The sequence below is a fragment of the Agrobacterium sp. ST15.13.013 genome, from assembly GCF_027956525.1.
In the GTDB taxonomy this organism is placed as follows: domain Bacteria; phylum Pseudomonadota; class Alphaproteobacteria; order Rhizobiales; family Rhizobiaceae; genus Agrobacterium; species Agrobacterium salinitolerans.
Genome location: NZ_JAQKGP010000012.1, coordinates 47,902 through 69,002, shown reverse-complemented (window position 1 = coordinate 69,002; position 21,101 = coordinate 47,902). Strand labels below are relative to the sequence as shown.

Sequence of the window (21,101 nt, the reverse complement as noted above, 5' to 3'; positions counted from 1 at the left end):
CAGTCAAAAAGCTGCCTATTGAAGGAGTGAACAAATGGCTGCAAAAGAAGTCAAATTCAACACCGATGCCCGTGAACGCATGCTGCGTGGGGTCGATGTTCTTGCCGACGCCGTCAAAGTTACGCTCGGCCCGAAGGGCCGCAACGTCGTCATCGACAAGTCGTTCGGCGCGCCGCGCATCACCAAGGACGGCGTTTCGGTCGCCAAGGAAATCGAACTGGAAGACAAGTTCGAGAACATGGGCGCGCAGATGCTGCGCGAAGTGGCATCAAAGACCAATGATCTCGCCGGCGACGGCACAACAACCGCAACTGTTCTTGCCCAGGCGATTGTCAAGGAAGGTGCCAAGGCTGTTGCGTCGGGCATGAACCCGATGGACCTGAAGCGCGGCATCGATATCGCCGTAGAGGCAGTCGTTAAAGAGCTGCAAGCGAACGCGCGCAAAATTACCAGCAATTCGGAAATCGCACAGGTTGGAACGATCTCGGCCAATGGCGACGAAGAGATCGGCAAGTACCTCGCTGAAGCGATGGAAAAGGTCGGCAATGAAGGTGTTATCACCGTCGAGGAAGCAAAAACTGCCGAGACAGAGCTAGAAGTCGTCGAGGGCATGCAGTTCGACCGCGGTTATCTCTCGCCCTACTTCGTGACCAACCAGGACAAGATGCGGGTAGAGCTCGAAGACCCTTATATACTGATCCATGAGAAGAAGCTCTCCAATCTCCAGTCTTTGCTGCCGGTGTTGGAAGCCGTCGTGAAGTCTGGCAAGCCGCTCCTCATCATCGCCGAGGACGTCGAGGGTGAAGCACTCGCAACGCTCGTCGTCAACAAGCTGCGTGGCGGCCTGAAGATCGCCGCAGTGAAAGCACCTGGCTTCGGTGATCGCCGCAAGGCGATGCTGGAAGACATCGCTATCCTGACGGGGGGCACCGTCATCTCCGAAGACGTCGGCATCAAGCTTGAGAACGTCACGTTGAACATGCTCGGCCGCGCCAAGAAGGTCGCGATAGAGAAGGAAAACACGACCATCATCGATGGCGTCGGCTCCAAGGCCGAGATTGACGGCCGCGTGGCTCAGATCCGTGCTCAGATCGAGGAGACGACATCCGACTACGACCGCGAAAAGCTGCAGGAGCGTCTTGCCAAGCTCGCAGGCGGTGTTGCCGTCATTCGCGTCGGCGGCTCGACCGAAGTCGAGGTGAAAGAGAAGAAGGATCGCGTCGATGACGCCCTTCATGCAACCCGCGCAGCCGTCGAAGAGGGTATCCTGCCCGGTGGTGGCGTAGCCTTGCTACGTGCAGTCAAAGCGTTGGAGGGTCTACCGACGGCCAATGACGATCAGCGCGTTGGTATTGAGATTGTTCGCCGGGCAATCGAGGCGCCTGTGCGACAGATTGCTGAAAATGCCGGCGCCGAAGGTTCGATTGTCGTCGGCAAACTCCGGGAAAAGACAGATCTTTCGTTTGGTTGGAACGCCCAAACGGGCGAATATGGTGATCTTTACGCCCAAGGGGTCATCGATCCGGCAAAGGTGGTTCGCACTGCCCTGCAGGATGCAGCCTCTGTCGCAGGTCTGCTGGTCACGACCGAAGCAATGATTGCAGAGAAGCCCAAGAAAGAAGCCGCTCCGGCACTGCCGTCCGGCGCCGGAATGGACTTCTGAGCAATCATCCTAGCCCGCCCTATCCGATTGGGGCGGGCAATTCTGGAGGATAAGAGAGTGCCGGGACAACGACTATCGAAGCGTCTTGTCCGCCATAAATCTACGAAAATGCTGCCGGGATAGCTTCCGCCGGAACTTGACCTCTCCGGAAGAAAAGTTCCATGAACCTGAAAAGCGTTCTTCGCCAGATTGATCCCAATCATCGTATTGAAATGCCATGCTGGCATCCTTGCGCCCGCTGGGATTAACCCGACCATGCTCTGACCGAACGTGCCGGGTGGGTCGAGCGGCAACATCGCCATCTATTCACATCGGAATTCGGCACTACCGGTGGCCGACAGGCAAGAACCGACCGAACGTATATTGGAACCCGGACCTCAGCCAATCGAAGATCCCGCCGACGGGCGAAATCGCGCATCTTCCGGCCAGCACTGTCGAGGCAATCGTCAAGGCCCTGCCGAAGGTATCGACCCTGGAAGAGCGGACACCAGATGATCTGTCGCCGGCACGTTTTCTCCCGTCTTTGCTTACCCGCGTTCTCGCAGCTTCGCCCGTCAACATGCATGAAGAAGCGAGAAGGCGCCGCGCTCTAATCTTGCCGAGGAACTAAATTTCGCGTCGCTCAAAAGCAGTAGCTTGAAGCGCACTCGACCATCATCCCGAGAGCCACAGTTGCCAGAAAAACCCATTGATTATCAGCACTCTACTATCGAAGTTTGATGATCGGCGAAATTGGAGGTGCAGCGGCCCTCAACCGGTTTCCTATTGACGATGGAACTCCCGCAACCAGCGATCAGCGCCGAAATACCGAATTCAAAGACCTCGTCAGCACCGGCGTGGTTTTCGAGAGCATTCTTGAGAAGGTCGTGTTCTCCCAAATCGGGAGCGTATCCAGACTCCTTTGAATGAGTGGACTCGCTGGCCTGTTGCGCCATGACACAGCCTACGACGAAATGACCGACTGAGATGGTAAGCTGAGTTGCAGCCTTCACATTGAGGCCACCGGTAATCAGATACTGTAGTTGGTTCTCGAAAGCGTCGAGGCGACCGGGAATAATTTTCGTCCCGGCGAAAAGGCGCGCGCCATCTCGACATTGCAAGAGTGCATTTCGGAAAGCATGCGCCGAGCGCAACATGAAATCGGGCCAAGGCTCATCGGGTCGGGGCGTAGAATGCGCTCCCCCCCGGTCCAGCATATCCTCAACCATAGCTGACAACAGCGAGCTCTTGTTTCGGAAATGCCAGTAAAGCGAGGGTTGCTGCACGCCCAGCTTTGCCGCGACCTTCCTGGTTGAGAAGGCATCCAGGCCCTGATCCGACAACAGGTCGAAAGCGGCACGAATTATAATTTCCTTTTCCAGCGTCCTCTCCATTGCGAGCCCTCCCTATCGGTGATAGGCAAATTATCTATCATCGATAGGGAACGTGGTATTGGTTTCGAAGTCAATAGCAATATTGTGGTTTACCGTCGCTCTAAACGTAACCGGGATAGGTCTGGTGCTGCCGGTAGTACCACTTTTATTTGAGCAATTTGGACACCAGAATTCGCCTGTTCTCCACGGGCTGTTCCTCGCTGTTTTTGCTTTCATGCAGGTCGTCTGCGCCCCTGTGTTAGGTACACTAAGTGATCGGTATGGCCGGCGCCGCGTCCTACTCATATCCTTGGCAGGAGGGACACTGGACTACCTTTTGATGGCATTTGCGCCAACGCTGCCGGTCCTGTTCCTCGCCAGGGCAATTTCCGGCATGACATCGGCTGTGATGGCCGTGGCGAATGCGTATGTCGCCGACGTCACACCGACTGACCAACGAACAAGACGATTTGGTTATCTAGCGTCCGCTTTTGGGTTGGGGTTTGTAGTGGGCCCTGCCGCCGGCGGCATGCTTGGTGACTATTCCCTGCAAAGCCCTTTCATTTTCGCCGCGATCCTCAACGCGCTTAACCTTATTCTCGTCGCAGGCTGGTTATCAGAAAGCCATCCTGCAGAAGCACCCGATGAGAACCCGGGCAGCTCCCTGGGGCCTCTTGCTGCCTTCCGCTGGGCCCTGCGTCAGCGATCGATGATCCCGCTTTTGGCGGTATATGTGATCGTGGCGCTTGTCGGAGAAATTGGTGCCACTGTCTGGGTTTTGCATGGCCAGGATCGCTATGGCTGGAACTCTGTTCAAATCGGTCTCTCGCTCGCAGGTTTGGGCCTGTTCCACGCCGCGGTGCAAGCTTTTGCAACAGGACCAATTGGCGAACGCCTAGGCGAGTTCCGCACGGTACTCTTTGCTGTTCTCTGCGATACCGCCGCATGCGCTCTTCTGGCATTCGCTTCTATGAGCTGGATGGCGGTGCTCCTGATACCACTATTCTGTCTGGGCGGCGTTGGAGAACCAGCGCTGCTGTCTGCAATGTCCCGGCAGGTCGCAGAAGAGCAACAGGGCCTTCTACAAGGCGTACTCTCCAGTGCCATCGCCTTGGCGGCCATAGCTGGTCCCCCGGTTTTTGGAACCGTCTATATGCTTGTGCGCGACCTTCATACGGGTGCCGTATGGCTTATTGGCGCGGCGGTGTATTTCGCATGCATCCCAATTTTGAACCGCGCGCTGGCCGTGAAAACCACTACAACCACGTGACGCCTAAAAACATCCATCCGATGGGCATTGTCATTTAACTGAAAGCTGGAACTCGATGTGCGATGACGGCCTATGACAGACCGTGATCCCCTCTATCGCCGCCATCGCTTTCCCGCGGAAATCATTGCTCACGCCGTTTGGCTGTATTTCCGGTTTCCTCTCAGACTGCGCATAGTCGAGGACTTGCTGGCGGCTCGAGGGATCATTGTCTCCCATCAGACGGTTCGGCTGTGGGCGGAGAAATTTGGGCGAACTTTCGCCAATGAGATCCGCGGCCGCTCCTCCGGTCGGCTCGGCGAGAAATGGCACCTCGATGAAGCCGAGATTTCGATCGGTGGAGAGAAACGTTGGCTGTGGCGCGCTGTGGATCAAGACGGGTTCGCCTTGGAGGTTGTTGTGCAAAGCGGCCGAAATGCCGAGGCAACCAAGCGTCTGATGCGCAAGCTTTTGAAGGGCCAGGGCCGAGCACCGCGGGTGATGATCACCGATAAGCTTCGATCTTACGACGCCGCAAAGCACCAGATCATGCCCGGCGTTGAGCATCGCTCCAACAAAGGGTTGAACAATCGGGCGGAGAATTTTCACCAACCAGTCCGGCGGCGAGAGCGGATCATGATGCGCTTCAAGTCATCGCGACATTACAACGCTCTGTCTCCATCCAAAACAGATTACCAACCTTTTCCACATCCCCCGTCACGACGTCCACTCCAGCCATCATCGCGAATTGCGACCCGGGAAAGATAAGCCAAATGGCGCAAAACGTGACTGTCCCACGATTATCTGCATCTCAGAAATCCGTTCTCTCAATGCTGGGAGCAGCATCTTTCATGCCACCTCCTGATGTGAGTTCGACACTCCATATCCTGACACAATGCGATGCCGGAGCGGAGGCCGTCCATCACATCAGGTAAGTTGGAGCATAGCTTCGAGCGGCCAGTAAATTATGTCGGATGAGATACCAGGACTTGCAAGTTAGCAGATCCGCGCGCGAGCGGAATTCCGTACATTTGCAAAATATGTTGCGGAATTCCGCATGACCTCTACCGTTTTTCAGTCATTGGGCAAACAACTGCTGCATCCGGTTCTCGCAACCCTGGGCGATGGAGTGGCAATTCTACCTGATGATTTCGTCTCGGTTGCGCTTCCTGGCGATTTGGCCATATTTGTCGGCTCAATAGTCACGGGGAAAGAAAGAATGTCGATAACAACCAAGACTCGGACCGCACTTCTGGTGGGAACGCTTCTTCTTGGCACGAGCTCTGCGTTCGCCGAAACGGTGCTACACCGCGGCAATGCCGGCGAACCACAGACGCTCGATCAGGCACAGACGTCCATCAACATCGAGGCCTTTATTGTCAAGGATCTCTATGAAGGTCTGACCATCTATGACGCGACCGGCAAGATCGTTCCGGGCACGGCCGAAAGCTGGACGCTGTCTGACGATGGTACCGTTTACACGTTCAAACTGCGCGCCGATGCGAAGTGGTCGGATGGTACGCCCGTGACGGCGGAGGATTTTGTCTTTTCTTATAGGCGCGTCGAAGACCCGAAGACCGCAGCGAAATACGCCAATATTCTCTACCCGATCAAGAACGCCGAAAAGATCAACAAGGGCGAAACGCCCGTTGACCAGCTCGGCGTGAAGGCGGTCGATGACAAGACCCTGGAGATCACGCTTGAGCGGCCGACGCCGTTCTTCCTTGAATTGCTCGCCCATCAAACGGCTCTGCCCATTTCCAAGGCGAGCTTCGAAAAGAACGGCACGAATTTCGTGAAGCCGGGCGTGATGGTGTCAAACGGGGCCTACAAGCTTGAGGCCCATGTGCCGAACGACAGCCTGACGGTGGTGAAGAACACCAATTTCTGGGATGCCGCCAATACCAAGATCGACAAGGTGATCTTCTACCCCGTCGATGACCAGGCAGCCTCCGTTCGCCGTTTCGAGGCGAAGGAAATGGACCTTGCTTACAATTTCTCTGCTGACCAGATCGACCGTCTGCGGAAATCCTATGGCGATCAGGTGCACGTTTCACCGACGCTTGCCACCTACTATTACACCTTCGATACGCGCGAAGCACCGTATGACGACGTCCGCGTGCGCCGGGCGCTATCCATGGCTGTCGATCGCGACTTCCTCGCCAAGGAAATCTACAGCGGCTCGCAGGTTCCGGCCTATTCGATGGTTCCTCCGGGCATGGATTCCTACGGAGAGCCCGCCAAGGCCGACTTCGCGACACTGTCGCAGCTCGACCGCGAGGACGAGGCCCTTAACCTCATGAAGGAAGCCGGTTATGGTGAGGGCGGCAAGCCGCTGTCCATCGAAATCCGTTACAATACCAACCCGAACCACGAGCGCGTTGCGACCGCCATCGCCGATATGTGGAAGAATACCTTCGGCGCCAAGGTTTCCCTCGTGAACCTCGACGTCGCCTCGCATTATGGGTACCTCCAGGAAGGCGGCAAGTTCAACGTGGCACGTGCCGGCTGGGTTGCCGACTATGCGGATGCGGAAAACTTTCTCGCGCTCTCCATCTCGTCCAACAAGACCTTCAACTACTCGAAGTTCAACAACGCCGAATATGACGCGTTGATGAAGAAGTCCTATGAGGAAAAAGATCCGGCGGCGCGCTCCAAGCTGCTGCATGAGGCAGAAACAATCCTCATGAAGGAACAGCCGGTGGCACCGCTGCTGACGCAGGCCGATCTCTGGCTGGTTTCCAACCGCGTCAAGGGCTGGGTGGACAATGCTGCAAACGAACACCTCAGCCGCTTCCTGAGCGTTTCCGAATAAGCAGCACTGGCACGGTGGCAGACACCACCGTGCCATGCCGGAGCCCGAAAAAACATGATATCGTTTATTCTGCGCCGTTTGGCGAGCGCCGTGCCGACGTTGTTCATCGTCGTCACGATTTCCTTTTTCCTGATGCGTTTTGCGCCCGGTGGTCCGTTCAATCTTGAACGACCCCTGCCGCCGCAGACCATGGAAAACCTGATGAGAACCTACCATCTGGATGAGCCACTCTGGCGCCAGTATCTCATCTATCTAGGCAATGCCGTCACCGGCGATTTTGGTCCGAGCTACATCTATAAGGACAACACCGTCGCGCAATTGATCGGCAAGGGTCTGCCCTATTCGCTCGAACTGGGTTCTTACGCCCTGTTGCTAGCGCTGGTCGGCGGTGTGCTTGCCGGCACCTTCGCGGCGCTCAGGCAAAACAGCGCCTTCGACTTCTCGATCATGTCCATCTCGACGGTCGGCGTGACCGTACCGAATTTTGTCGTTGCTCCGGTTCTCACGCTCGTCTTTGCCGTGCTGCTCGGGCTTCTCCCGGCTGGCAGCTGGGGCGACGGATCGCTACGCTACCTCATTCTTCCGATGATCGCGCTTGCCTTGCCGCAGCTTGCCGTCATTGCACGGCTAACGCGCGGCGCGATGATCGAGGCGCTACGCATGGACCATATCCGCACGGCGAAAGCGTATGGCCTTCCTGCACGCAGCGTGGTTGTTTTTCACGCCATGCGCGCCGCGATGTTGCCGGTCGTTTCCTATCTCGCCCCCTGTGCCGCCGCCCTGCTGACAGGTTCGGCGGTTATCGAGACCATCTTCACCATTCCCGGCGTCGGCCGCTACTTCGTTCTCGGCGCCATCAACCGTGACTATACCCTGGTGATGGGAACCGTCGTTCTCGTTGCCATCTTCGTCATCCTGTTCAATCTCGTGGTCGATATCCTCTACGGCCTGCTTGATCCGAGGGTCAGACATGACTGATATCCCCGGCACGAATGCCCATATGCAACAGGTCAAAAGCCGCAGCCTGTTCCAGCTGGCAGCCCTGCGGTTCAGACGCAACAAGGCGGCCATGGCGGGCTCCGTCATGCTGCTTCTGATCGCTCTGTTCTCGTTTGTCGGGCCTCATTTCCTGACGCATACGTATGATCAGGTCTTTTCCTCCTATGTCTCGGTCGCACCCAGCCTCGAGCCACGTCCCGATGTGAATAACCTTCAGGGAGTGATGGAGGGTGTCGCCAGCCGAGCCCGCGTCGAGCTGAAGGAATTTGCCGTTGAAGGCCAGTCTTTCACGGCGACGATTACCTCGAGCAGCGCAATCGATCCGCGCGCAACACGCTATTTCGACCGCGCCAACGAATTCGAAAATACGAAGTTGGTTGCAACCGAAGATGACGGCCGCACGCTGAAGCTCGAAGGCGGCGTCAACCGCGAATACTTCTTCTTCGGCACAGATTCGAACGGTCGTGACATGCTCGCACGCGTCATGCTGGGCGGACAGATTTCGATCGCGGTTGGAGTGCTGGCCAGTCTGGTTTCGCTGGGGATCGGCGTTGTCTACGGTGCAACAGCAGGCTATATCGGCGGGCGCGTCGACAATGTGATGATGCGCTTCGTCGAAATTCTCTATTCCTTGCCCTTCGTTTTTCTGGTGGTGGTTCTGGTCGTCTTTTTTGGCCGAAGCTTCATCCTGATCTTCCTTGTCATCGGCGCGGTGGAGTGGCTGGATATGGCGCGTATCGTGCGTGGCCAGACACTTGCCCTGAAACGGCGGGAATTTGTCAGTGCGGCGCAGGCTCTGGGACTAAGCGACTGGCAGATCATCCGCCGTCATATCATCCCCAATACGATCGGACCGGTGGTCGTGTTCGTGACGGTCGTCGTGCCCAAAGTCATTCTTCTGGAAAGCTTCCTGTCCTTCCTCGGTCTCGGCGTTCAGGCGCCTCTGACAAGCTGGGGCGCGCTGATTTCCGAAGGCGCCAACAATATCCAGTCAGCCCCCTGGCTTCTGATATTCCCGGCAATCTTCTTCGTGCTGACCCTGTTTTCGCTGAATTTTGTTGGCGATGGGTTGCGTGACGCACTCGATCCCAAGGATCGTTGACATGAATACGAAAACTGAAACCATCCTCACCGTTCGTGACCTGAAGGTCGATTTCACCACACCGGATGGAACCGTCCATGCCGTCAAGGGCATCGATCTTGACGTCAAACAGGGCGAAACGCTTGCTGTCGTCGGCGAGTCCGGTTCGGGCAAAAGTCAGACCATGATGGGTATCATGGGATTGCTTGCCTCCAATGGCGCGATCACCGGCTCGGCGAAATATCGCGGGAGGGAACTACTTGGACTGCCTGTCGGCGAGCTGAACAAAATCCGCGGCGCGAAAATCACCATGATCTTTCAGGAGCCGATGACGTCGCTCGATCCTCTCTACCGGATCGGAGCGCAGATTGCTGAGCCGATTATTCACCACAGGGGCGGCAGTAAAAAAGAGGCGCGGGCGCGCGTTCTCGAACTGCTGAAGCTGGTGGGAATTCCAGAACCCGAGCGGCGGATAGACAGCTATCCGCACGAACTTTCCGGTGGTCAGCGCCAGCGCGTCATGATCGCCATGGCGCTCGCGAACGAGCCGGACATCCTGATTGCAGATGAGCCGACCACAGCGCTTGACGTCACGATCCAGGCCCAGATCCTGGATCTTTTGAAATCGCTGCAGCAGCGTTTCGGGATGGCAATCGTCTTGATTACGCATGATCTCGGCGTCGTACGCCACTTTGCCGATCGCGTGTCGGTCATGCGTCGGGGGGAAATCGTGGAAGCCGGGTCAACGGAGGACATCTTCCAGCGCCCGAAGGCCGATTACACCCGGATGCTTCTCGATGCCGAACCCCGTGGGAACAAGTCCGCAGTCAGTCAAGAGGCTCCGATCGTGCTTTCCGGTCAGAACGTGACGATCGACTACACGATTCCGGGCGGCTTCCTGTCGAAATCGCGCAAGTTCCGGGCAGTGGACGGCGTGAACGTCAACCTCCACCAGGGGCAGACAATCGGCATTGTTGGGGAATCCGGGTCAGGAAAGTCCACGCTCGGTCGGGCGCTCCTGCGCCTGATCCAGGCCGATGGCCGGATCTTCTTCGGAAAACAGGAAATCACCGGCCTGGATCGAAAGGCGATGCGGCCGCTACGGCGACATCTCCAGTTGGTATTCCAGGATCCGTATGGTTCGCTTTCGCCGCGACAGACGGTAGGCGAGATCATCACCGAGGGGCTCTTCGTCCACGGCCATGACCTCAACCGTGCGGAACGGGACAGACGCGCAATCGAGGCTCTGAAGGAAGTGGGCCTTGATCCCGCCGCCCGCAACCGATACCCCCACGAATTTTCCGGGGGACAACGCCAACGCATCGCCATCGCCCGCGCCATCATTCTTAAACCCGAGGTCATCATTCTTGACGAACCCACGTCAGCGCTGGACCGGTCCGTTCAGGGCCAGGTCATCGATCTGCTACGTGATCTTCAGAAAGCCCACGGCCTTTCCTACATCTTCATCAGCCACGACCTGTCCGTCATCAAGGCCATTTCGGATTACGTCATCGTCATGAGAAATGGAAAGATCGTGGAGGAGGGAGAGACAGACACAATATTCAGCAAGCCGTCGGCTGAGTACACTAAAATACTCATCGAATCCGCTTATACTGCCGCGTCGGTGTGATGACTCAGAACTCCGTGCATGCAGTCGAACCTGTCCCGGATCAGCGCCCTTGAGACAGAATTGGTTTAATTGAGAAGAGAGGATTTTCGGCTCATCGTAGCACTATCGAAGGAAGCGATGAGACAGAAAACCGGGCCGCAGACATCGGCGGTGGAGAACACCATCAAGGACATCCGCCGCGCGACGCGCAAGCATCATTCTGCGGAAGACAAAATCCGCATCGTTGACCCTGCTGATTATCCTGGTCATTCCCGCCATTTACCGCGTGATTGGGGCATGAAGTAAATTATGTAACAGCTATAAAAACCGTTCGGTATCTGGCACCGATTGTGTCACTGCTGGTCTGCTACAAGACCGCTTTGAGTATCGGAGGAATCGCCTCGCAAATGAAGCGGACTGAGCGCGTCGCGCTACGTGACGTAGCTCCAAACATTAGTTGAAGAAGCGCAGCATGGTATATTTTGCCGGATTGGACGTCTCGATCAAGGAAACAAGTGTTTGCATCATTGACGTAACTGGCAGGGTTGCCAGTGTGATAAACCTCACATCAGGACAGCATTCAGGCACTTGAGGCGACGACGCGATCGACCTGAACGGAGGCGGATATCCCGAAAAGGCCTGTGCGCAGAAATACACGGTCCTGCTCGGCTGAGGGCCCTTGGCTCATATCATAAAAATCGGCGAAGCTGCATGCAACCTCGCCGTATCTGGGTGTTGGCTTGCGCGTGTTATTACGCGTAAAATTCGGGAGCCTTCTTGAAGTTCGCCCAGGCGTCAGGGTCATGTCCGGTAACGACCGTCGCATCATGCTTTTCGGCATAGGTGCGGAGCTTCTGAACCGAGCGGACGGTGTCAACGGTCGAGGCAAGAAAACCAGGCAAAGCTTTCTCTTCCCAGTGGTCGAGGGTGTAGGCAGCATCGATCGTCAGGAGAAGCGGTTTGCTGTTCGGCAATCGCACCAGGAAGGACTGGTGGCCGGGCGCATGACCGGGCGTGAAGATCGTGGTGAGCGTGCCGTCACCGTAAACGTCGTAATAGTCGTCCTGCGTACCGTTGAGGAATTGCCACTTCAGGCCCGGCTTGTCGAAGTCCTTGCGGATATAACCACCACCAGCAAACCAGTCCGGCGTGAAAGCGTACTCATATTCAGACCGCTGCACGATGTGGGTTGCGTTGGGGAAGCGACCGATGGCGCCGGTGTGATCGAGATGCAGGTGCGACTGCACAACATATTTGACATCGGCCGGATCGAAACCAAGCGCCTTGATCTGGTCAACGCAGCCCTGATCCTTGTCCAGCACTGGCCAATAGACATCACAGATGCCGCCCCAATGGCCCCGCGGATCCGTTGCAACTTCGATCGCGTTGCCGCCGTCGATGACGGTGTGCCCGGCGGGATGGGTAATCAGGAAAAATGGAACGGGGATCTCATAGTCGGCACCATTCCCCTGGTTCATCTTGATGTTGTGTACCTTGCATTTCAGCGTACCCGACTGAAGCATGTAAAGTCTGATATCGTTCACTCGTTTTCCTCCATTGGGACTGAAGATATTGATGTGAGAAATGGATCAGAATGCCTCGCGGTAGAGCGCAAGTGCATCCTCTTCGCGGACTTCGACCGGATTATTGACCAGGAGGCGGCTCTGCTTCATTGCGTCCGACGCAAGCATGGCCAGCGTGTTATCCGTCACCCCGACATCGCGCAGACGCCGCGGCGCGCCACTCTCGTCCATCAGCGTTTCCATATGCTGAACGAACGCATCCGAACGGGTTGCGGCATCACCGTCACCCGGAACACCCAACACGTCGGCAAGCTCCGCATAAAGCGCCGCTGCAGCCTTCGCGTTAAAGCGTAAAACCGGCCCCAGCATCAGGGCGTTGGAAAGCCCGTGCGGCACGTGATAATGGCCGCCCAGCGGATAAGCGAGCGCGTGGACGGCGGCTACCGGTGAGTTGGCGAAAGCCTGACCTGCCAATGTCGCACCCAACAGCATGCCTTCGCGGGCTTCCCGGTCGGCGCCGTTCCTGCAGGCGGCGATCAGGTTTGCACCGAGCAGACGCAGTGCCTCGCGCGCCAGAGCATCTGACAGCGGGTTCTTCTTGTGTTTGCTGGTATAAGCCTCGATTGCATGCACCATAGCATCGATACCGGTGGCTGCCGTATGGACCTGCGGTAGTCCCACCGTCAGTTCAGCATCCAGAAGAACGAAATCAGCGTAAAGCTGCGGAGAAACGACCCCCATCTTGGTGGTTTCGCCCGTGGTGATGATCGAGATGTTTGTGACTTCCGATCCGGTGCCGGCCGTGGTCGGCACGAGCACAAGCGGAAGGCGTGTTCCCTTCACGTTGCCGATCCCGTACATTTCGGCAAGCGTCTGGTCGGAGACCAGAAGGACAGCCACGAGCTTGGCGATGTCGAGCGATGAACCGCCGCCAAGACCAATAACGATATCGACGCCAATCCGCCTTGCGGATTCAACGCAGTCGGCAACGATGTGCTCTGGCGGATCAGCGACGACCTTGTCGAAGATCGTGACGTTAAAGCCACTGGCCACAAGGGCGTCAGCGATCGGCTTGATAAGGCCGACCTTGATGAGGCCCGCATCGGTAATCAACAGCGCCTTGCGCGTCTGAAACCTGCCGGAAAGGATCTCTCCGAGACGCTGGGCGCCACTCCAGGCAACCTGCATGGAGGGAACGGTGCGGAATTCAAAAGGGTTGATGGTCATCTTATCCTCCCAGCGTGATCTCAGCCGATCGCCGAGCACACGTATTTGATTTCAAGATATTCATCGATGCCGTAGTGAGAGCCTTCGCGGCCCAGGCCGGACTGCTTCACACCACCGAATGGTGCGACTTCGTTGGAGATGAGGCCTGTATTGTGGCCCACCATGCCGTATTCGAGCGCTTCTGCGACACGCCATGTCCGACGGACATTCTCGGTGTAGAAATAGGCCGCCAGACCAAATTCGGTATCGTTCGCCATGGCGACCGCTTCGTCTTCTGTCGCGAACCGAAAGAGCGGGGCGACCGGACCAAAGGTCTCCTCACGGGCAACCTTCATAGCCTGGGTTGCACCCGTCAGAACCGTTGGTTCGTAAAACGTGCCTCCAAGACTATGGCGTTTACCACCAGTCACGATCTTTGCCCCCTTGCCAAGGGCGTCAGCAATGTGATCCTCGACCTTTGCCACGGCATCGTGGTCAATCAGGGGTCCAATCAGAACGCCCGGTTCGGTGCCTTTGCCGACGGACAGGCTTTCGACCCTTTTGACCAGCTTTTCCGCGAATGCGTCGTAAACACTGTCCTGGACATAGATCCGGTTGGAGCAAACACAGGTCTGTCCGGCATTGCGGTATTTCGACACGATCGCCCCCTCAACGGCCGCATCCAGATCGGCATCATCAAAGACGATGAAAGGCGCATTGCCACCAAGTTCCAGCGACAGTTTTTTGATCGTCTGGGCCGATTGCGCCATCAGCAAACGACCGACTTCGGTCGATCCGGTAAAGGAGATCTTTCGCACCGTGTCGCTTTCGGTAAACACCTCGCCGATATCGCGTGCGGCGCCCGTCACCACCTGGAAGACACCGGCAGGAACACCCGCTTCTTCGGCGAGAACACCCAGAGCAAGTGCGGTGAGAGGGGTCTGTTCAGCTGGTTTGACGATCATCGTACAACCTGCGGCAAGTGCCGGGGCTGCCTTGCGGGTGATCATCGCGGCCGGGAAGTTCCATGGTGTGATCGCGGCGCAGACGCCGATAGGCTGCTTCAGGATGGTAATGCGCTTGTCCGTGGTCGGCGACGGAATGGTATCGCCATAAACACGTTTGGCTTCTTCGGCGAACCATTCCACGAAAGATGCCGCATAAAGGGCCTCGCCCTTTGCTTCCGCAATCGGCTTTCCCTGCTCGGCAGTCATCAACGCGCCAAGATCGTCAGCGTTCGCCACCATGAGATCAAACCAGCGACGCAGTATGGCAGCGCGGTCCTTTGCAGCACGGCGGCTCCAATCAGAAAGTGCCCAGCCTGCTGACTCCACCGCGGCTTCCACCTCATCTGCAGATAATGAAGGAACGTGGCCGATGATCATCGAGTTGGCGGGATTTTCAACCGCAATCGTCTTGCCATTCGCGGCTTTCAGCCAGCGGCCATTCACCAGGCATGCATCACGCAATAGCGCCGAATTTTTCAGCTTGATCATCGAACCCTCCCGTATTAAAGTTCAACTAATTGAACTAGAATCAATAGAGCGAACTATGGGCCGATGCGGCCGTTGATGTCAAGGAAGGCGCATGGCAGAAGATCAACAATCGTCGCAAATTTCAGACAATGTACCAGCACTCAGACGCGCGGTGCGTATTCTGGATCTGGTCTCGGGTTCCCCCCGCAACCTTACAGCAGCCGAGCTGACACGCGTTTTGGACTTGCCCAAAAGCACCGCGCATGGGTTGCTGGCGGTGATGACTGAGCTTGATCTTCTCGCGCGATCCGCCGATGGAACCCTCCGTGTTGGAGCCCACTCGCTCAGATGGGCGAACGGCTTTTTGTCGCAGCTCGATATCGTATCAGCTTTCAACGACCATCTCGCCCAGCGCCACGACCTCGATCCCTACACGGTGACCCTCACAGTCCGCGAGGGTGGCGAAGTCGTTTACATCGGCTGTCGCAACTCGGCCCAGCCGCTTGGACACACGTTTCGGATCGGTATGCGTCTGCCGGCGCCATTTACGGCCACCGGGAAGATCCTCCTGTCCGATCTCGGGCCCAGTGAATTGAGGATGCTGTTTTCTCAGTTTCCACAGCCTCTGACATCAAGGAGCGTTGCTGGCCTTTCGCAGCTTGAAGAGGAACTGGCTCTGACGCGCGCTCGCGGCTACTCCATCGACGATGGTCAGATCCGCGAAGGTATGCTTTGCATTGGCGCAGCGATACGCGATTACTCGGGAGCCGCATCTGCCGGCATTGCAATCAGTCTGATCCGCAGCGAAGCCAGCGACGAAAAAATCGCGTGCCTTGGTGAGGAGCTTCGCACCACCGCCAACGCGCTTTCTGAAAAGCTTGGGTACCGATCGCAGAAAGATTAGCCGCAGCCTGTAGTGGTGCAGTCAATGCCGACGAGTGCAGCTCTGCTGTAGGGAGTAGTGCATCAATGCCCCCGGGCAGCCCCTCACAGAGGCTGCCCGAACGCTCTTTTGATCGTGCATACAACAGACGTCATAGATATGTTGAGCACAAAGGGAAACGACCTGTGATCGGAGATGCACGATCCACCGCATTGCCTGTTTTCCCCTCCTGGGACGAAACCGAACAATCTGTTGCCATCACAGGTCATGGCCCTTCGGTACCGTACGAAACCACACGCGCGACAAGGTGCCTTGGCTCCCTAGGTTTTTTCAGCGTATCCATGAGTTCCAGCGCTGTACCAACATACCCATGTTCGCGTTGATCCATCGTGCATCAGGGACGATGATCCGGTTCTCAACATCTGCTGCGGATGGCAGGGTGGCGCGAGCTTCCGATGACATCTGTGAAATCGCTTTCTGACTTGGAGGAGTGCACGAAAGCGTTTCGCAGGCGTTGGCCTGCACCGCAGGATTCCTCAACCAGAACTCAATGAGCTTCAGCGCATTTTCCCGATCTGGCGCGCCACGCACGAGCGCTATGCGATCGCCCACAAGAAATGCGCCATCATAACTCCAGCCAATCTTGTAACCCTCTGCCCTCAAGGCCTTCGCCCGCGTCAACCAGATCTGTCCAACGCGATACTCGTCATTGCGAAACGCCTGAACGCTTTGATCCCCTGTCCTCCACCAAACCTGTACACTATCCCTTACTTCGTCGAGCTTGCGAAATGCTCGATCAACATCAAGTGGGAAAAGCTTATCCCTCGGCACTCCGTCCGCCAGCAATGCTGCGGCCAACACTCGCCATGGATCGTCAAAGCTAGGAAAACTGCGTGCACCCGGGAACTTCGCCAAATCCCACATGTCAGCCCAGGTTTGAGGGTTGCTTCCGTTCTCATTCAATTTGTAGGCCAATAACGTGGAGGTTGACTGCAATTTCGCCCCGCCGCGCGTGCAGGAGTCGGCCCGGAGGTCCGGGCTGTTAATGAACTGTTTGCAAAAGTCGGACAGGTCTTCTGTTATGGCAAAGTGTGCGTCGGAGCCAGCTTGGATTTCACCATCCAGATAGAGGTCCCAGGTGACGTTACCTGTTTGAACCATAGCCGTGACCTTTGCCCGCTTTTCCGCATCCGTTCCAGAAACAGTGACGACCTTTATGCCTGTCGCTTTCGTGAAGGGTTCGAACCACGCATCACGCAGGGCCTTTTCATAGGTACCTCCCGTGGTAGCAATGACCACACGTTGCTCGGCGCTCGCCTTTTGAAACCCAAGAGCGAATATGAGAGCAAAGGCGACGAACATGTAAAACGCGGACCTCAGGCAAGCCTTCGGCGTCTGATCCGATCTGATCATTTCAAATCCTCTTCAGTTAATGTGGAGTTAATGTCTGCTTCGAGTCGTCAGAAGTTGCGCCGCCGTCATGAGCACGAGCGAGATCGCGACGAGCACGGTTGACGCGGCGGCGATCACTGGTGTGAGGTTGAAATCGATATCTTCGAACATCTTGCGTCCAATCGACTTCCCGCCAATGTCAGAGATAAAGAACGAAACCGTCGCGTCATCGAACGACGCAAGAAATGCAAAGACCGAAGCCGCAGCCACGCTTGGGCCTATATTGGGCAGCATCACAAGGAAGAAGCTCTGGATTCGATTTGCGCCGCAGTTGAGGGCCGCGAGTTCGAGCGAAGGATCAAACTTCTGCACCGCAGCACCCACCACGATCATGACATACGGGATGGCTAAAACTGTGTGCGCGAGAACAAAGCCTGCAAACGTCCCCGTTATTCTCCACGGTGAAAACACGAGGTAAAGCGATACACCCAGAACCACGTGCGGGACGATCATAGGCCCAAGCGCGAGGCTTTGCAGAAGCCCCTTAAGAGGCAGTCTGCTTTTTGCGAGCGCAAGCGCTGCTGTCGTGCCGATGGTTGTTGCCACAACAGCTGTCGCGAGTGCGACCTGCAGGCTGAACAATGTGGCCGCCATCCAATCAGGATCCGAAAAATACGCCCTGTACCATTTTAATGTTAGGCCTTGCGGTGGAAACGCAAGATAGCTGCCGTCATTCAGGCTCATGGGGATGACGAGAAATGTCGGCAAGACCAAGAATACCGTTATCAGCAGGACAAAGAGGCCCACGGTATAGATGCGGAGGATATTACGATACCGTCCGATGGTATTGCGCACTGGCCGTACCACAGTAGGCCAGACCGGAAATGTTGAACTATCAGATGCCACTGTTCAGCCCCTTGCTTAGCGAAAGTGTTCTTCGAAATATGATTATGACGGCAAGCGTGACGACCAACAGTGAGGTTGAGAGCGCAGCTGCAAAAGGCCAATCGAGCAGGACAGTCGTTTGTTGACCGATGAGCGTTGCCATCATGAGCGATCCGGCTCCCCCTACCAACGCCGGGGTGACATAGAAACCGAGTGCAAGAACGAAACTGATTACGCAGCCCGCAAATATCCCAGGAAGGCTCAGAGGAACAATGATTGCGCGAAAGGCGTGCAATCGGGTTGATCCAAGATTCATTGCCGCCTGAACGTACTCCGGAGGAATAGCCCGCAGTGACGCAAAGATGGGCATGATCATGAAGGGAAGAAGGACATGAGTCATTGCGACAATGACCGCGCCCTGTGTGTAGATCATGCGCAGGGGCTCGTCGATTAGCTTGCCCGCCAGAAGTGCCTGGTTGATGATACCGGTTCTCTGAAGCAGCACAATCCAAGCATATGATCGGACCAGGACTGATGTCCAAAGCGGAATGAGCACGCATCCCGTCAATATGAGGGCCCAAGGGTGTTTGAGCCGGACCATCGCGTAAGCTACAGGAAAACCCAGGAAGAGGCAGCAGCACATAACCGACAGTGCAACGACCGTTGTGGAGAGCAGGACGTTTAGATAAAGCGGTTCGCGAAAGATGCGAATGTACAGCTCGAAGCTCATGTCCGGCATACTGAGCGCGACGAGTTTTGCCAGAGGATAAATGAACCCTGTCAAAAGCATGACTGCAGCTGGAAGAAGCAAAAGCAACGCACCTGCATGGGAATATGTTTTTGCAGAGGGCGAAGCAAACATCAGACTTTGCAGATTGGCGAGTGCTCTGGAAGCGGGTGAAGAAGCGCTCATGCCACAGACCTCTCCTCTTTGGAAAAAAAGCTGACGGCATGCGGGTCGGGTACGAGATCCACTGTATCACCGGGCCGGAAATCTACCTCACTTCCGGTCACGACCTGAACCTCCACCAGCGGTGATCCAGGTAGGTCCAGACGGACGATGAACGCATGGAATGATCCAACGAATGCCAGACTCTCGATCTGAGCTGGAATTACCCCGCGGCCTTGAGGACCTCGTTTTTTCAAGGCGATCCTCTCGGGACGCATGGCGAGGATTACCTCGTCACCAAGCCGGATTGTTCCCCGTGCCGCATCGCCAGAACCGGCCCGGACAAAGACGTCGTCGGCTAGTCGCACGAACATCCCGTCGTCTTCAAAAGAAACAACCTCTCCTTCGACGAAGCTCATTTTTCCGACAAAATCAGCAACAAAACGGGTGGCGGGCGCGTGGTAAAGACTGGAGGGAGCTCCTATCTGGACGATATTTCCGCCCTGCATTATCGCAACGCGATCGGACATCGTCAGCGCTTCTTCCTGATCATGCGTTACATAAAGGACGGTTGCTCCCACCTGCCTCTGGATGCGCTTGATTTCGAACTGCATGGCTTCGCGCAACTTCTTGTCAAGCGCGCCGAGGGGCTCGTCCATCAGCATAACGGGTGGCTCAAACGCAAGCGCTCGCGCGACCGCCACACGCTGCTGCTGGCCACCCGACAGTTCAGAAGGAAACCTGTCAGCAAAACCGGCCAGGTGAACGAGGTCAAGCATGTCGTCCGCCCGCTGCTTCCATCCAGAGCGCCAGCGCGATCTGAGCTTTAGCGGGAAAGCAATGTTCTGACGGACAGTGAGATGGGGGAAAAGCGCGTATTTCTGAAAGACCATCCCGATATTTCGCTTATTCGGAGCAAGGTCGGTCACGTCACGGTCGCCGATCACGATCCTGCCTGCAGTGGGACGCTCAAAACCGGCAATCATCGTCAGGACGCTGGTCTTGCCCGAGCCAGAAGGGCCCAGCACTGAGACGAATTCGCCTGGCTGCACGCAGACGTCAACACCAGCGACCGCAACGACGTTGCCATAGCTCTTCGCAAGCCCGTCAAGATTTAGAGTCTCACCTATCAATACCTTACCCCTCCTTCTTTTTAATGCTGCGACGAACGTGAAAACGGGTGCTCGGAGCAGCTTTCAAGATTATCTTGCCAAGCCAGCGACGCGTAACAGATTAGAAGCTAATAGCGTTTATGTTGTCACATTTCGTTCGCAAAAACTTTGCATTTCATTTTTGTGACATCAAAAATGCGGTAAGTCAACGGAACAAGAGGGGAAAATGATCGACATTTTACGTGATGAGAGCGATGCCGGCGTTCAAGGCCAGCGAATGGGAAGCATGGTCTATGATGTGCTACGGGAGAGAATGATCCGCGGCAGCTACCCTCCCGGACACAAGTTTACCGTCCGGGGGATAGCCAGCGAACTCAACGTAAGCACCACGCCTGCGCGCGACGCATTGAACCGCCTGACGACGGAATCGGTACTTGTTTTTTCCGGCCCAAAGACGCTCGTCGTTCCGACGCTCACAAGGGCGGAACTGCGCGATATCACCGTTACGAGGATCGCCCTGGAAGGAACTGCCGCGGAATACGGAGCAAGGAATCCCGACGAAGGGTCAATAAAAAAACTCATTGATATACAGGAGGTTATAAACAAAAATCTAGAAGAAGGCAGGTATCACGATGCTCTTTGGCACAACAAGGAATTCCACTTTGCCATCTACAATCTATCCGGAATGACCGGCCTGCTCAGCATGATTGAAACCCTTTGGGCGCGAATTGGTCCTACGCTTCTCAACCTTTACCCCGAGTACGCGCAAAATCGCCAGGGCGTCCACAATCACATGGTCGCGATTGAGGCTCTCATTGACAATGACCCCGCCGGCGTGCGGGCGGCGATAGAGAACGACATCAGGGAGGGCTACCGCAAACTGCGCAACGCCGTATCAACTACGGACGAATAATAACCTGAACTTTAAATTGACGTCACATATTGACTCATCGGATTTTTGTTGCAACAAA

At 56.2% G+C, this 21,101-nt stretch carries 17 protein-coding genes and 1 pseudogene; 10 read left to right on the top strand and 8 right to left on the bottom strand.

From position 1 onward, the window contains the following. Positions 1-34 precede the first annotated feature (34 nt). The gene (groL, locus tag PL597_RS13880; protein WP_271365434.1) at positions 35-1,663 is read left to right on the top strand and encodes a chaperonin GroEL; all 1,629 of its coding nucleotides are present in this window, start codon (positions 35-37) and stop codon (positions 1,661-1,663) included. A gap of 695 nt (positions 1,664-2,358) precedes the next feature. Here the strand turns inward: groL and PL597_RS13875 are convergent. Beyond that, the gene (locus PL597_RS13875) at positions 2,359-3,036 is read right to left on the bottom strand and encodes a TetR/AcrR family transcriptional regulator C-terminal domain-containing protein (protein WP_271365433.1); all 678 of its coding nucleotides are present in this window, start codon (positions 3,034-3,036) and stop codon (positions 2,359-2,361) included. A gap of 52 nt (positions 3,037-3,088) precedes the next feature. On the opposite strand from PL597_RS13875, the gene PL597_RS13870 reads away from it, so the two are divergent. The 7 genes and pseudogenes from PL597_RS13870 to PL597_RS13840 all read left to right on the top strand — a co-directional run bounded on the left by PL597_RS13870 (position 3,089) and on the right by PL597_RS13840 (position 11,071). Further along, a complete protein-coding gene (locus PL597_RS13870) occupies positions 3,089-4,285 on the top strand; it encodes a TCR/Tet family MFS transporter (RefSeq protein ID WP_271365432.1) in 1,197 nt (398 codons plus the stop codon). A 72-nt stretch (positions 4,286-4,357) separates the two neighbouring features. Then, positions 4,358-5,126: pseudogene (locus tag PL597_RS13865) on the top strand (IS6 family transposase). Between the two features lie 354 nt (positions 5,127-5,480). Further along, complete coding sequence (locus PL597_RS13860; protein WP_217005556.1) at positions 5,481-7,076, top strand: peptide ABC transporter substrate-binding protein; 1,596 nt, start codon at positions 5,481-5,483, stop codon at positions 7,074-7,076. 54 nt (positions 7,077-7,130) lie between these two features. Further along, positions 7,131-8,054, top strand: a complete 924-nt coding sequence (gene oppB / locus PL597_RS13855) for an oligopeptide ABC transporter permease OppB (protein WP_149148736.1) — start codon at positions 7,131-7,133, stop codon at positions 8,052-8,054. Further along, entirely contained in the window at positions 8,047-9,177 is a 1,131-nt protein-coding gene (locus PL597_RS13850; RefSeq protein WP_217005552.1) for an ABC transporter permease, read from the top strand. Before oppB ends, PL597_RS13850 begins: the two co-directional genes overlap by 8 nt. A gap of 1 nt (position 9,178) precedes the next feature. Beyond that, on the top strand, positions 9,179-10,786 hold the full coding sequence (locus PL597_RS13845; protein WP_271365430.1) for an ABC transporter ATP-binding protein: 1,608 nt from the start codon (positions 9,179-9,181) through the stop codon (positions 10,784-10,786). Positions 10,787-10,903: 117 nt separating this feature from the next. Beyond that, on the top strand, positions 10,904-11,071 hold the full coding sequence (locus tag PL597_RS13840) for a hypothetical protein (protein WP_217005548.1): 168 nt from the start codon (positions 10,904-10,906) through the stop codon (positions 11,069-11,071). Positions 11,072-11,517: 446 nt separating this feature from the next. Here the strand turns inward: PL597_RS13840 and attM are convergent, their stop codons facing one another. Genes attM through PL597_RS13825 form a run of 3 tightly spaced genes read right to left on the bottom strand, consistent with a single transcriptional unit; the run spans position 11,518 to position 14,990 of the window. After that, positions 11,518-12,309: an AttM family quorum-quenching N-acyl homoserine lactonase gene (attM, locus tag PL597_RS13835; protein WP_217005546.1), complete on the bottom strand. Its 792-nt coding sequence runs from the start codon at positions 12,307-12,309 to the stop codon at positions 11,518-11,520. Positions 12,310-12,354: 45 nt separating this feature from the next. Next, positions 12,355-13,515 carry an iron-containing alcohol dehydrogenase gene (locus PL597_RS13830; protein ID WP_271365426.1) on the bottom strand — a complete coding sequence of 387 codons (1,161 nt, stop codon included), beginning with the start codon at positions 13,513-13,515 and terminating at the stop codon, positions 12,355-12,357. Between the two features lie 20 nt (positions 13,516-13,535). Continuing rightward, a complete protein-coding gene (locus PL597_RS13825) occupies positions 13,536-14,990 on the bottom strand; it encodes an NAD-dependent succinate-semialdehyde dehydrogenase (protein ID WP_271365425.1) in 1,455 nt (484 codons plus the stop codon). A 91-nt stretch (positions 14,991-15,081) separates the two neighbouring features. Here PL597_RS13825 and blcR point away from each other — a divergent pair, with 91 nt between their 5' ends. Beyond that, complete coding sequence (gene blcR / locus PL597_RS13820; protein ID WP_271365424.1) at positions 15,082-15,873, top strand: IclR family transcriptional regulator BlcR; 792 nt, start codon at positions 15,082-15,084, stop codon at positions 15,871-15,873. 309 nt (positions 15,874-16,182) lie between these two features. Here blcR and PL597_RS13815 read toward each other — a convergent pair whose 3' ends face one another. The 4 genes from PL597_RS13815 to PL597_RS13800 form a co-directional block, all read right to left on the bottom strand. Continuing rightward, a complete protein-coding gene (locus PL597_RS13815; protein WP_271365531.1) occupies positions 16,183-17,214 on the bottom strand; it encodes an ABC transporter substrate-binding protein in 1,032 nt (343 codons plus the stop codon). 78 nt (positions 17,215-17,292) lie between these two features. Then, on the bottom strand, positions 17,293-18,099 hold the full coding sequence (locus tag PL597_RS13810; RefSeq protein ID WP_271365423.1) for an ABC transporter permease: 807 nt from the start codon (positions 18,097-18,099) through the stop codon (positions 17,293-17,295). Between the two features lie 40 nt (positions 18,100-18,139). After that, positions 18,140-19,042 (bottom strand): ABC transporter permease, encoded by a 903-nt coding sequence (locus PL597_RS13805; protein WP_271365422.1) that lies wholly within the window; start codon positions 19,040-19,042, stop codon positions 18,140-18,142. Next, positions 19,039-20,151, bottom strand: a complete 1,113-nt coding sequence (locus tag PL597_RS13800) for an ABC transporter ATP-binding protein (protein WP_271365421.1) — start codon at positions 20,149-20,151, stop codon at positions 19,039-19,041. The genes PL597_RS13805 and PL597_RS13800 overlap by 4 nt, the downstream gene beginning before the upstream one ends. Before the next feature lie 205 nt (positions 20,152-20,356). Between PL597_RS13800 and PL597_RS13795 the strand changes: the two genes are divergently transcribed. Beyond that, entirely contained in the window at positions 20,357-21,043 is a 687-nt protein-coding gene (locus tag PL597_RS13795) for a GntR family transcriptional regulator (protein WP_271365420.1), read from the top strand. Positions 21,044-21,101: the final 58 nt, after the last annotated feature.